Below are 13,330 nucleotides of genomic sequence, written 5' to 3'. Positions count from 1 at the left end.
CAGAAAAACATCCTTTTGTGTGTTACAGCACCATTATGACGAGGGAAACACTGACTGCTTGCCGGGGGTGAGTTCTTCATGTAACAGCCGCAAAAGAGACTCTGCTTCAATCGGAGAAAGGGTATACCGCATGGCTGCCTCTTCCACAAGTGAATCGAGCCGTTTTTCTGGAAACTGAATTTTTGCTTCCAGCACATACTGCACTGCACGGTGTACCTGTTCAGAATGAGGTATAATGGTTGCCATGGGTTTGCTCCTTCATGCTAGCTTCAAAACTAACGGGCACAGGGCTGTAACCTTAGCGTTTAAAGCTAACGGGTACATTACAACAAGCATAAAGAGCTTGCAAGGAGAGTCTTGATGCTGTATTTCCCTGCCTTATTGGAAGATTCACCTCACCCTTCCACCCGCTGCGTGCGGCTGTTACGGAACGTTCCATGCATGATCTTGTTATTGCTGCGATTCTTGGACTTGTCCAAGGAATTACAGAATTTTTGCCTATTTCTTCCACCGGGCACCTCATTATTGTGGGCTCGCTTTTAAACATACAAAACCAGGCAAACATCAACACGTTTGAAGTGGTCATTCAGCTTGGTTCCATTTTGGCGGTGGTGGTGCTTTACTGGCGGCGCTTTTGGGGGTTGCTTGCCCCCAAACCCCTTGTGCGTTTTTCCGGCGTACGGGGCATGGGCCTTTTATTACTGACCACCCTGCCCGCCAGCATTGTGGGGCTTTTTGCCAATTCCTTTATTCATGACAAGCTGTTTAACCCCGTGAGTGTTTCCCTTGCCCTGGCTGTGGGGGGCGCGGCCATTCTGCTGGTGGAACGCCGCAAGGCCCGCCCGCGCTATGTCAGCCTGGACGACATTACCCCGGCTGTGGCCTTTGGCATTGGGTGCTTTCAGTGCCTTGCCTTGTGGCCCGGCTTTTCCCGCTCTGCTTCCACCATTATGGGGGGGCTGCTGCTGGGTGCCCGGCGTGAACTGGCTGCCGAATATTCCTTTATGGCGGCTGTGCCCATTATGGTGGCTGCCACTGGCTACTCCCTGCTGAAAAATGCCGATGCCCTGCGCCACGCAGACTGGATGTTCTTTGCGGTGGGTACCCTTGTTTCCTTCCTGGCGGCCCTTGGTGCCATTTCCCTGCTTATTCGCCTTGTCAGCTCCATGTCCTTCCGGCCCTTTGCCTGGTACCGCCTGGCCATTGCGCCCATTGTTTTTTATTTCTGGATGTAGCTAAGAAAACGCTTATCCGCTCATAAAGAGGGGCAAACCACAGTACACAGTGGTTGGCCCCTCTTCTTTTGTATTATGCCATGCACAGGATACAGTAATCGTTTTTTGAGAAACGCTCCGTTGCTTCGTTTGACAGTATTTCCTAAAACAAAAACTCCTTCACCCCACACATATGGGGTAAAGGAGGGGGGAAGAGGGGGAACCAACAGGGCATCATGCCCTGATGGTTCCCCCCAATTCTCAACATTACTTCTCATGTTTTTTTGGAAACGCGCAGTTATTTTGTTTGGCAAGGCGCGAGCTTTTTTTGAAGCAGGAGTGACAATTTTGCAGGAAAGCAGAATTGGGAACCGCCCAAAGGGCGGGAGCCGAAGGCCGAGGCCCAGGAAGGGCCGAGTCAACTCTTCTGTCCTCGACTGTTTCAAAAAAGCGAAGCAACGCCGCCAAACGGAATAAATCAGCGTTTCCCTTACATTTGCAGGGCAGAAAAGTCCGCCAGCCTGCCCAGGCGCTGCACAATGGCGGTGATGAGATTCAGGCGGTTGGTGCGCACGGTTTCCTCTTCACACATGACCATAACGTCGGTGAAGAAGGCATCTACAAACGGGCGCAGGGGCAGAATGAGCCCAAACAGCCCGACGTAATCGTCTTTGGCCCACAGAACATCAAATTCGGGTGTAATGCGCTCGAATTCTTCAGCCAGGCGTTTTTCCGCGGCTTCAGCAAACAGGCTGGCCTTGTACTCCCCTGTCAGGGGGGTGCCGCCTTCCTGAGCCTGCTTACGGGTAATGTTCGCCATGCGCTTAAAGGTGAGCACGGTGGCTTCAAAATCCGGCTTCTGGCTTTCCGCGGCCAGGGCTTCCACCCGGCGGGCCACGGCGCACACATCATGGGAGCCTGCCAGCAAGCATGAATCAACAAACAGGGTGTTATACCCGGCAGCAATAAAGTAATGCTTCAAGCGCTGGGTAAAGAATTCTTCAAGCCGGGGCAGGGCCTGTTCGGCAGGCAACTTCCACTGCACATCGCTGTAATTTTCCAGGGCTTTTTGCAGCAGCACGCGCACATCCAGGCGCAGGCCTTTTTCTTTTATGATGCGAGCAATGCCAAGGGCTGCACGGCGCAGGGCGTAAGGGTCTGCTGTGCCGGAAGGAATCATGCCCAGGCCAAAACAGCCAGCCAGGGTGTCTGCCTTATCAGCCATGGAAAGCAGCGCCCCGCAAGCAGAAGCAGGCACAGGGCTTTCCGGCCCGGCAGGCAGGTATTGTTCTGCCAGGGCAGCGGCAACGGCTTCATGCTCTCCTGCACGGGTGGCGTAAATGCCCCCCATAATACCTTGCAGGGTGTCAAATTCCTTCACCATTTCTGAAACAAGATCTGCTTTAGAAAGGCGGCCAGCACGGGCGGCATCTTCCGGGGCCACAACAAAACCTGGGGTAGTGGCAGCAACGCTTTCAGCCAGCCACTGGCACAGGCGGGAAACACGGCGTGTTTTTTCACCCATGCTACCAAGGGGGGCAAGAAAAATAACAGAATCCAGGGCATGCAGCCAGGGCTCAAACCCGGCGGCAAGGTCTGTTTTCCAGAAGAAGCGGGCATCTTCCAGGCGGGCACGCAGCACGCGCTCCCATCCTTTTTGCACCAGGGAAAGGTCTTGGGGGTCAATGTTCAGTACGGTAAGGAAATAGGGCAACAGGCAGCCTTCACTATTTTCCAGGCCAAAACTTTTCTGGTGGCTCTCCATACTAGTCAGCAGCACTTCACGCGGCACTTCAAGAAATGCCGGGTCAAAGGCACCAAGAATAGGTACCGGGTGTTCACATAACCCTTGCACTTCCTGAAGCAGGCTTTGCTTCCACAGCACAACGCCGCCCTTATCTTTGGCAAGGCGCGTTCCGTCGCTTTGAATGCGTTGCAGGCGCTCCTGCCCTTCAACCACCACATGACCCTGGTTTTTCATCAGGGTAAAGTAATCCGCCGCAGTGGGCACCATGAATGGGCCTGCGCCATGCACGCGGTGGCCATACGTTTGGTTGCCGGAAGTGACAGGCCCTACGGTAAATGAAATAGGTTGGCTGCCCAGCAGGCACAGCACCCAGCGCAAGGGGCGGGCAAAGGTGAATTCACTTGCTCCCCAGCGCATGCGCTTGGGGAAAGGCAAGGAACTGACGACAGCCGTACAAATGGCAGGCAGCAGGTCTGCGGCTTTTTCCCCGCCAGTGTTCTTGCGTACAGCCAGGTAAGCCCCTTTGTCCGTATCCACAGAGAATGTGTCTTCAAGCGTCACATTATGGGTTTTGGCAAACCCTTCTGCGGCACGTGTGGGGCGGCCCCCAACGTCATAGGCTGCCTTCATGGGGGGGCCCATAACTACTTCTTCTTTAAAAATAGCCGTTTCCGCCATGTTGCTAACATAGTATACAAGGCGGCGGGGGGTGGAAGCAACGGTAACGCCTTCATAGGTAAGGCCGTGTGCATCAAACCCTGCCTGCAGGCGGGTGGCAAGTTCTTTTTCCGCATCTGCCAGAAAGCGGGAGGGCAATTCTTCTGTACCTATTTCAAGTATAAACGTGGGCATACTTTTTTTCCTTGGTTCCTGCGTGAATCCTGTGTGCCAGGGGTAACATGGCAGCAGCCAGCCCTGGCAAAACATATATTACGGCGAATATTACTTCCCAAGCATGGGGTAGCCCATGTCCTGGCGCTGTTTTGCGTACAGGCGGGCCACAGCCGAAGCAACACCACGCACCCTGCCAATGTAGGCTGTGCGTTCTGTAATGGAAATGGCACCGCGGGCATCAAGCAGGTTAAAGGCGTGGGAACACTTCATGGTGTAATCATAAGCGGGCCATAAAAGTCCCTGCTCCACAAGCCGGTGGGCGGTGTGTTCAAAGTCGGTAAAGTGGCGCAGGAGCATTTCCGGGTCGTTGCCTTGAAAATTGCAGTGCGACTGCTCCACTTCATTTTGGTGGTACAGCTCGCCATAGGTCACGTGGTCATTCCAGGTAAGGTCGTAAATAGATTCCTTTTCCTGCAAGTACATGCATAACCGTTCCAAGCCATAGGTAATTTCAACGCTTACCGGGGCAAGGTCTATGCCACCAACCTGCTGGAAATAGGTAAACTGGGTCACTTCCATGCCGTTCAGCCACACTTCCCAGCCAAGCCCCCAGGCACCCAGGGTGGGCGATTCCCAGTCGTCTTCCACAAACCGGATGTCGTGCTTTGCCGGGTTAATGCCCAAGGCTTGCAGACTTTCCAGGTACATTTCCTGCACGTTGGCCGGGGAAGGCTTTAAAATTACCTGAAACTGAAAGTAGTGCTGCAACCTGTTGGGGTTTTCCCCATAGCGCCCGTCTGTTGGCCTGCGGGAAGCTTCAACATAAGCAACATTCCATGGTTCCGGCCCAATAACCCGAAGGAACGTGTTCGGGTTAAAGGTTCCTGCGCCGCACTCCACATCAAAGGAGTTCCCAATAAGGCAGCCTTTACCAGCCCAGAACCGTTGCAACGTTAAAAACAGGTCTTGAAAGTGCATATACGCTCCACACGCTTGAAATGCTGCCAGGCAGCCGTTTTGGCACATTCCCCACTATGAACGGGCAAAGTACCCGTTTTCCCAGGAAAGGCCCACATGGTAATGAATAAAGCCGTCTATTGCCCTGCCGCATTCATTGCGGCCCCGCAGGCTAACCACCACACTGCCCCATTGGGCAAGGGGAGAAAAAAGCACCGCCCGCAATACGGCAAGTGCTTCTGAGCTCATGGCAAGGGGCTTATCCGGGCAAAGCCCAACACACCCCCCGCACACCAGCACTCCGGCACGCACTGAAAAGTACGCGCCCTCTATTTGTATATCTTTACCGCATTCGGCGCAAGTACTAGGGTTTACAGCATATCCCTGGTCGTATGCCAGCCGCATGCGAAAAAACACCGGCAACAGATTGGGGGTATTCTCCCCTTCTTCAAGGGCTTGCAACAATTCACAAAACAAAGCGTGCGCTTTGCCTGCCCCTTCCGGTGTCAGGCCAAAAGCCTGTAAAAATTTGGCGCAGTTTACTGCAATACCAAGGCGGCCCCAGTCTGTTCGTAGCCGGGCCGGGCCTTGTAGCAACACCCCTTCACGCAGGGTAAGGTACTGGGAACGTGGGCTTTGCTCCACCCGGAACAGTACCCGGTTGAACATATCCAGGCACCCCACAAAGCGCCTTCTGCTGCGGCTGCCCCCAAAGGCAAAGGCGGAATATACCCCCCTAGAAGGGGAAAGAAGCCGAACCCAAAGGTCGGCTTCTCGCATTTTACCTACTTGCAGAATAACTGCCTGTTCTGAAAATTCCATTGGTTGCAACGCTACATGGGGAACAGCAACAGGCGCGGTTTGCCTTTTGCCCCAATTTCTCCCAGGTCTTTTCCGTTATAACGAATGGAAATGCCCCCGGCATTGCCAAGAAGCAGCTTGAGGGAATCCGTAAACACCACGGGGTATGATTCATTCGCTTTCAACATGTGGTGAATCAGTTTGCCATTATCTGCGGTAATGCCAAGGTAGCAGTCTTCGGTGGCGCTTATGTACACAATTTGCTTATTGGCTGCAATGGCAGCACGTTCATGCTGGTTCAGGCCTTCCTGGCTGGCGGCAGGGTTTGCAGGGGGCGTGGCAGGCTGGGAAGCAGCCACAGTGCCCGCAGAAGTGGCTAACTGGCCAGCTTCCATGGTGGGTTCGGCATGCTGGGAAGCGTCTTGCGCTTCCTGCGGGGCAGGCTCTGCTTGATGAACGTCAGTAATTTGGGGGTTCTCCAGGGAAGAGTTGGCAACCGCCATAATAGGAGTAACCCCTGTGGAAGGGGTTACGGCAGAGAAAGGCTGTTTCACAAGCTCAATTATTTTTGAGCCGTAGGTGGTGGTTATGTACCACCCCCCTCCCACCACTCCGGCAAGGAGCAGCAGAATAAACACAATAATGGCCAGGCGTTTGCCTAGTTCCCCAGCAGGCACAGGGCGTGTAAAGGCAGGGGTAACAGGGGCAAGTTCCTCCCCTTCATCAGGGGGGAAAATTGTTTCAAGCGCCTTGGCAAGCTGTTCTGCTTCAAGCCCCACAAGGGAAGCATACGCCCGAATAAACCCGCGCGTATACACAGCATGGGGCAAGCCACTCAGGTTTCCTTCTTCGATAGCCCGCAATATACGGGCCGAAACCTTAATGCGCCCAGCGACTTCATCAATGGAAAAATCAAGCGCTTCTCTGCGCCCGCGAATTTCCTGCCCAAGTTCAAGTAATGTCATGCAAACCTCACCAGTATCAAAAGCTGAATTGTGCCAACCGCATTCTGCCAGAGTTGAGGGAAACACTGGTTGCGTGCTTCCCTCTGTCTTTTACGCAATAAAAAAGACGGCAACAATCAGTATGGTATCAACGCCTACAGGCGCATATCAATAACCGCTTTGCCGCGCAGTTGCTTAATGTACTCATTCATGCGCTCACGCACCAGTGGCTCACGCGCACGGTCTTCCGCTTCACGTTTCACCTCTTCAAAGGGCATTACCTTACCGCCTGGATCTATGCTGTTTAAGCGAATAATTCCCATGTTTTTATCGATGCGTACAAGGGGGGTCATTTGCCCAGGTTTAAGCTGCTGAGTAAACAGGTTTTGCATGGGTGCGGGGAGCCTGTCCCAGGGAATGGCCCCAACGTTCCCGCCATTTTTAGAGTTCGGGTCTACCGAATATTTCTTGGCGGCCTCTTCAAAGCTTATGGCATTGCTTTTAATTTGCGCGTAAATGCTTTGTGCATCTACATTGGGAGAGAACATAAGAATGGAAAAATCAGCTTTCTTTTCAGACGTGAACATATCTGTGTTGGCATCATAAAAACGCCGCACATCTTCTTCCGGCACAGTAATTTTACGGGCCACCATGATGGCGTAAATGCGCTGGCGCATGATGTTGTTCTGGATTTGTTCACGTAATTCTTTAATGCTGGACCCCTGGCTTACCAGGCGGGCTTCAAAGTCGCGTTGCGACATACGGCTGCGCTGCACCATGCGGCGTATTTCCGGGTCAATTTCCGTGTCTGCCACAGTAATTTTAAGTCGTTTTGCTTCCTGGCGCATCAAAATATCATTGATCATGGTGTCCAGGGTGGGGAGCACAAGGTTTTCTGCCTGCTCCGGCGTTAACGACTTACGCTGTTGTGCCATTTCAATGCCAATTCGGGCGCGCACCTCATGCAGGGTAATCATTTCACCATTTACAACCGCCACAATCTTGTTCACGGTAGCAGGGGCAGCATTAGCTTTGGGCTGTTGGCCAAGAGCTAAAAACAATAAAGGAAGGACAAACAGGCGTGAAGAAAGCGACACCGTAACTCTCCGGTTATAGAGGTGAAGGAAAAGCGCCCAGGAACCCTGCAAGCGCAACCAGCAACCCTGGCAAACAACTCCCCTTCCTGCAGCTAGCAAAAAGGACAAACATGGACACAGCGAAGGAAACTCCGTTAACACCTAAACTTTTTTAGCGGCTTGTGCAAGCATCGTGCTTGCTGGGCATAAATATAGTATCCTCAAATACCGCAGGGCCCCCCAAGAACAGTACTATAATACAACGGCCTATGGGTTTGCCTTGTTTTGCATGGGGGCAGGGCCTTGGTCTGCGTCTTGCGGTTCTTCCACAGGGGCTTCTTCAATGGCTTGTTGGGCTTGTTTCCCCCCGGCAGGAGGAAGCTTTTCACCCTGCTCTTGGGTGGCAGTGCTGGCCTGCCCCAAAAGGGGGTGCACAAGAATGGAACTTTTTTTAATGCGCTTTTCCAGCCATTCATCCAGCACAGATTTTTGCTTGCTTTCCACAAGCACCTGCTCCACCCGGCTATATATATCCGCAGGGCTTAACGCACGTTCCGGTGCTTTTTCTACAAGAATAAATGCCCTGAAGGTATCCGCATTTTTCTTTACTGCTGTTGCCTTACCCTCTGCCGCCGTTGCCAGTTCTTTGGTGACATCTTCAGGCAACTTGTCTTTTGCCATACGGATGTCGCGCACAACAACAGCATAGTTTTTTTGCACGGCAGTGGCATTTGCTGTTTGCATGAAAGACTGCACAGCCTTTTGCACACCGTTTTTTTCCACCCCGGTAAACTGCATGAAATGCCATTGTTCTGGCTGAATAAAATCGGCACGGTGGGCCTGGTAATATTCTTCCACCTCTGCCGGGGAAAGGCTTATTTGGGAACGGATAACCGTGCCCAGAAAATGTTCTACCATAAGTTGGGCTTGCAGGGCCTTGTGCCAGGCAGGGTAAGCAATACCTTCTTCAAGCAGCATTTGTTCAAAAGCACCTGAAGGATAGTCTGCCCTGATAAGGGCTTCTCGGGCATCAAGTACCCCTTCAGGCAGGGTGATTTTTTTCTGGGCCATTTCATGCAGAATAAGCTGTTCCTGAATCAGCTCTTGCAGCGCATACTGGTACTGCTGCAAAAGCACCTCCCGAGGGGCATTGGTAAACCCTTCCAGGGAAAGAGGAAACAGGCCGGCCCGGCGCGCTTCAAGTTCTTCAAAGGTAATGGGGGCCCCATTAACTGTGGCCACCACGCCAAGCTTGGGCGCAGGGGTACACCCTGCCACAAAAAGCAGGCTTACAAGGGCAAGGCATACAAGAGCACAGGCTTGCCCGCGCAGGACGCGCAGTAAGAAAGATGAGTTATTTGATTGCATCATGAATATTTATACGCTCCATCGGCTCAAGACGCAAGGGGCTGCACTAGAGGTGCTGTGCGCAACAGCCCGGTAACAAAAGCCAGGCCTTCCGCCACTTCCCCTGCCCCCATGGGCACTTCCAGCACACATGGCGGTTGCAGCCGCAGGGCCACGCCTTTTTCCCGTTGTTCAGTAACAAACGCTATTAACGCAGCAGGGTCTGGGGCGCTTTGCTCTGTAAAGGCAAGGCGCACCTTGTCCGGGTAGATATCTGCCTTGGCAATGCCATACTTTGTAGCAATGCGCTTGAAGGCCAGCACCTCGACAAAGTTATGCAATTCTTGCGGCACCTTGCCAAACCTGTCGCGCATTTCAAACACCACTTCTTGCATTTCTGCCTGGGTGGGGGCGGAAGAAAGTAGCTTGTAATAGCGCAGGCGTTCTTTGTTGTCCGGCATATATTCTTCAGGAATAAATGCAGGAATACACAGGGAGAGTTCCGTTTCCGCAAACACCGGCATGTTGGAACCCTTGAGTTTTGCCACGGCTTCTTCCAGCATTTCAAGGAACAGGTCAAGCCCCAGGCGGTTCATGTGGCCAGACTGCGACTCCCCAAGAATGTTGCCAGCCCCGCGCAGGCGCAGGTCTTCCATGGCCACCTGGAAGCCAGCCCCCAGGTAGTCCATATCCAGAATAATGCGCAGCCGCTGGCGGGCAATGTCTTGCAATTTATCAGGGTCCGGGGTGACAAACACGGCAAAGGCCTGCCGTTCTGAACGGCCCACCCTGCCCCGCAACTGGTATAACTGCCCAAGGCCAAACATGTGGGCCTGGTCCACTACCAATGTATTGGCCCTGGGAAAATCCAGGCCAGATTCCACGATAGAAGTACACACCAGTACATCCAGTTCCGCATGCCAGAACTTGTGCATGGTGTCTTCCAGCTCTTTTTCTCCCATTTGCCCATGGGCCAGACCAATGCGGGCATGGGGCACCAGTTTTTTCACATACTCAGCCACACGGGTAAGCCCCTGCACCCGGTTATGCACCCAAAACACCTGCCCTTCTCTGGCTATTTCACGTTCAACAATTTGCTTCAGGGTGGCATCATCCCTGTCAATCAAGGCCGTTGCCACAGGTTTTCTATCTGTTGGAGGCGTTTCAATAATGGAAAGTTCGCGGATGCCGGAAAGAGAAAGCTGCAACGTGCGCGGAATGGGCGTTGCTGTCAGCGTCAGGGCATCTACATTTTTACGCATTTCCTTAAGGCGTTCCTTGTGCCGCACGCCAAAGCGCTGTTCTTCATCCAACACAAGCAGGCCCAGGTTGGGCAGTTCCACATCTTTGGAAAGTAAACGGTGCGTGCCAATAAGAATATCCACCTGCCCCTTGCGCACAGCTTCCAGCACTTCTTTTTGCTTTGCCTTGGTCACGAAGCGTGAAAGCATGGCCACATTCACCGGAAAACCCGCAAGACGGCCCTTGAATGTTTGGTAATGCTGCTCTGCCAGAATGGTTGTGGGGCATAATATGGCTGCCTGCCTGCCTTCCAGGGCAGCCCGAAACGCCGCCCGAATGGCTACTTCTGTTTTGCCAAACCCCACATCGCCGCACACCAGGCGGTCCATGGGTTCGGCTTTTTCCATGTCTGCCAGCACTTCTTCAATGGCCCGAGCCTGGTCCGGGGTTTCTTCAAACCCGAAGGAGGCTTCAAATTCCCGATAAATTTCATTAATGGGGGTGTACCGGAAGCCCTTTACCACCTTGCGCAAGGCATACATTTCCACCAGGTCAGCGGCAATTTTTTCAATGGCTTTGCGCGCTTTTTCCTTACTGGAAGACCATAGCGTGCCCCCCAGCTTGTCCAGGGCCGGGGCAATGCCTTCCGCCCCCTTAAAACGCTGGATGAGGGAAAGCCTGTCCACAGGCAAATACAGCTTGTCTTCCCCGGCATAATGCAGCAGCAGGTAGTCGTTGCCAATGGTGCCAAGGTTCAGGCGGTGCAGGCCGCCAAAGGTACACACGCCGTAATCACGGTGCACAAGCGGGTCGCCTTCACGCAGGCTGTCGTACCTGTCCAGCCCCTGGAATGCTCCGGCAGGCATACGCCGTGCACGCTCCACCCGGGGCTGCATAACGTCTTCCCCCAGCACCAGGGTTGTGTCCCATTCCAGGGCAGCCCCGGCCCGGAAGGGGGAAATAAGGGCAAACACACCGGGCTCTTCCGGGGTGTAGCGCAATTTGGGAATAACGCCGTCTTGCTCGGCCAGAGTCAGAAAGCGCTTTCTAGCCCGTTCCGTGGCAAAACTCAGCACCAGTTGGGCACGGCGGTGCGGCTTGGCCAGCATGGCTGTGGGCAGGTCACGGGTGGTCTCTTCTGCCGTGCCCTCGCCTTCACCCTGCCCTGCGGGTAGGCTGGCCGCATCTGCCCGAATGCCACTCCAGGCACGCATCACCGCCACAAGGTGTTGCCAGGGCCGTTCCTGGGCCTGGGGGGAAGCCATAACCTCCCGAAATTCTGCCAGCCGCTTTTCCGGCAGGGAAAAAGCATGTTCCGTTTCTTCCGGTACGCCCACGCGCAGGTCTGTACAATACACTCGCCCGCGTTTGGCAAAAACGGCAGGCACGTCGGCCCAGGGGCGCAACACAAGGGAACGGGGCTGGTGCAGCCCTTTCAGTTCCCGCTCTTTTTCCAGGTATGCGCTCCAACTGTGTTCTGCCTCCAGAAGGGCAGAGGGAATGTCCCGTTCCCCTGGCAACAAAAAGACAGGGTCTGGAGGCAGCCATTCTTCCAGCCGGGAAGCTTTGGGGTAGTATGCCCCGGAAAACAGCCCTGCCCCGCCGCCATCCAGCATGCGGGTAAGCCCGGCAAGGTCGCTTTGGGCCAGGCGCCCTTCCTTTACATTGTGCTTCCAAAAGGCTTCTGCCTCTTTTCGCAGCGCAACTGAAGCAATAACCGGGGCCACAGGTAACATCGTCATTTCATCAAGAGAAGCCAAAGACCGCTGGGAAATGGGGTCAAACAGGCGAATATCTTCCAGGGTGTCGCCAAAAAATTCCAGGCGCAGGGGTTTTGCATAGCCGGGGCAAAAAATATCCAGAATATCACCACGCAGGGCAATCTCCCCCAGCCCCCCCACCATGGGCGTGCGGGTGTACCCCCAGTCCACAGCCTGGTCCAGCACCAAATCAGGTGCCATGTCCATACCTTTACGCAGCCCCAGTTCGTGCGCATCAAAAATATTGGCAGGGGGCAGGCGCAATAAAAAATTGTCCAGGCTTACCAGCACGCCCTGCACAGGACGGCGGTGGCGCAAGGCGTAAAGCGCAGCCATGCGTTCCGCCCAGCCACTTTTCCCCCCCAGGCTAGCGGGGTGCCCCGGCATAACAATAAAGGGGCGCTCCCAACGGGCTTGGGCGGCGGGTGCTTCAGCCATGGATTCTTCTGAAGAAAACAGGGAAAGCAGGGCCTTGTGTTCGCCCATGGCGGCTGCTTCCGGCACAACCACCACTACGTTGCGGCCTTGCTCCATAAGGGCATGGGCCAGGCGGGCCACGGTGGCAGCCCCTGCCCTGTAGAGCGTTGCTGCACGGGAAGAAGAACTGGAAAACAGGGGAAGAAGAGTGGAGAAAGACAACTGAACTCCCAGAATAAAAGGGGAAACGTAAAGGAAAAAAAGGCGTTCGAAAAAAAAGGTCGCCATGGATTATTCCCATGGCGACCTCATATCAAACCCTGCAGAAAACTACAACTGCCCAATGGATTCCATATCTTCCCCGGAGAGCAATTTATCAAGGTCAAGTAAAATAAGCAGGCGGTCGTGCAGTTTGCCCACGCCGCTAATGTATTCCGATTCCAGCCCGGCCACAACGGGTGGTGGTGGCTCTACCGTGCTGGCGGGAATACGCAGCACTTCAGAAACAGAATCCACCACAAAGCCCACAATCATATTGTTAATTTCAATAACAATAATGCGTGTGTGCTGGTCATGTGCCTTGGAATCAAGGCCAAAGCGGCGGCGCATGTCTATAATGGGAATAACTTTACCGCGAAGGTTAATTACCCCTTCCACAAAGTTCTGGGCGCGGGGCACCTTGGTAATTTCCATGGTGCGAATAATTTCCTGCACTTTCAGTATATCAACGCCAAATTCTTCTTCGCCAATACTGAAGGTAACAAGTTGTAGCAGTTCATCATCTTGTTTTTTTAAATCCATACTCCACCTCTGTTGCTTGGGGCGGCATTGTGACCAGGGGGAAACCCGCCTGAAAATAAATGCGTTTACCAAAGAAAAGACAGTATTCGCAACGTGCCATTGCGGTGCGTTCCACTTCTCTCTTTGTATCGTCCTATGGCGTTTTTTCTTTAGAGCATTTTGGAGAAACGCTGATTTATTCCGTTTGACT

The 13,330-nt window shown here is 53.7% G+C and carries 10 protein-coding genes; 1 reads left to right on the top strand and 9 read right to left on the bottom strand.

Going from position 1 to position 13,330, the window contains the following annotated elements; translation table 11 throughout:
* Positions 1 to 33: 33 nt before the first annotated feature.
* On the bottom strand, positions 34 to 246 hold the full coding sequence (locus G497_RS0104200) for a hypothetical protein (RefSeq protein WP_027187212.1): 213 nt from the start codon (positions 244 to 246) through the stop codon (positions 34 to 36).
* Between the two features lie 191 nt (positions 247 to 437).
* Here G497_RS0104200 and G497_RS0104195 point away from each other — a divergent pair, with 191 nt between their 5' ends.
* Complete coding sequence (locus G497_RS0104195) at positions 438 to 1,235, top strand: undecaprenyl-diphosphate phosphatase (RefSeq protein WP_027187211.1); 798 nt, start codon at positions 438 to 440, stop codon at positions 1,233 to 1,235.
* Between the two features lie 469 nt (positions 1,236 to 1,704).
* Here G497_RS0104195 and glyS read toward each other — a convergent pair whose 3' ends face one another.
* The 8 genes from glyS to G497_RS0104155 all read right to left on the bottom strand — a co-directional run bounded on the left by glyS (position 1,705) and on the right by G497_RS0104155 (position 13,140).
* On the bottom strand, positions 1,705 to 3,813 hold the full coding sequence (gene glyS / locus G497_RS0104190) for a glycine--tRNA ligase subunit beta (RefSeq protein ID WP_027187210.1): 2,109 nt from the start codon (positions 3,811 to 3,813) through the stop codon (positions 1,705 to 1,707).
* Positions 3,814 to 3,903: 90 nt separating this feature from the next.
* Positions 3,904 to 4,773, bottom strand: coding sequence for a glycine--tRNA ligase subunit alpha (gene glyQ / locus G497_RS0104185; protein WP_027187209.1), 870 nt, complete (start codon positions 4,771 to 4,773; stop codon positions 3,904 to 3,906).
* A 54-nt stretch (positions 4,774 to 4,827) separates the two neighbouring features.
* On the bottom strand, positions 4,828 to 5,574 hold the full coding sequence (gene recO, locus G497_RS0104180) for a DNA repair protein RecO (RefSeq protein ID WP_027187208.1): 747 nt from the start codon (positions 5,572 to 5,574) through the stop codon (positions 4,828 to 4,830).
* An 11-nt stretch (positions 5,575 to 5,585) separates the two neighbouring features.
* Complete coding sequence (locus G497_RS0104175; protein WP_027187207.1) at positions 5,586 to 6,518, bottom strand: RodZ domain-containing protein; 933 nt, start codon at positions 6,516 to 6,518, stop codon at positions 5,586 to 5,588.
* A 134-nt stretch (positions 6,519 to 6,652) separates the two neighbouring features.
* Positions 6,653 to 7,594, bottom strand: a complete 942-nt coding sequence (locus G497_RS0104170; protein WP_027187206.1) for a SurA N-terminal domain-containing protein — start codon at positions 7,592 to 7,594, stop codon at positions 6,653 to 6,655.
* 246 nt (positions 7,595 to 7,840) lie between these two features.
* Positions 7,841 to 8,944: a peptidylprolyl isomerase gene (locus G497_RS0104165; RefSeq protein WP_027187205.1), complete on the bottom strand. Its 1,104-nt coding sequence runs from the start codon at positions 8,942 to 8,944 to the stop codon at positions 7,841 to 7,843.
* A gap of 23 nt (positions 8,945 to 8,967) precedes the next feature.
* Complete coding sequence (mfd, locus tag G497_RS16685; RefSeq protein WP_051257829.1) at positions 8,968 to 12,561, bottom strand: transcription-repair coupling factor; 3,594 nt, start codon at positions 12,559 to 12,561, stop codon at positions 8,968 to 8,970.
* A gap of 108 nt (positions 12,562 to 12,669) precedes the next feature.
* The gene (locus G497_RS0104155; protein WP_027187204.1) at positions 12,670 to 13,140 is read right to left on the bottom strand and encodes a chemotaxis protein CheW; all 471 of its coding nucleotides are present in this window, start codon (positions 13,138 to 13,140) and stop codon (positions 12,670 to 12,672) included.
* Between the last annotated feature and the right edge of the window lie 190 nt (positions 13,141 to 13,330).

Source organism: Desulfovibrio cuneatus DSM 11391, from assembly GCF_000430005.1.
Lineage (GTDB): Bacteria > Desulfobacterota > Desulfovibrionia > Desulfovibrionales > Desulfovibrionaceae > Frigididesulfovibrio > Frigididesulfovibrio cuneatus.
The sequence above is the reverse complement of the archived record's forward strand: the minus strand, read 5'-3'. Positions and strand labels throughout refer to the sequence as shown.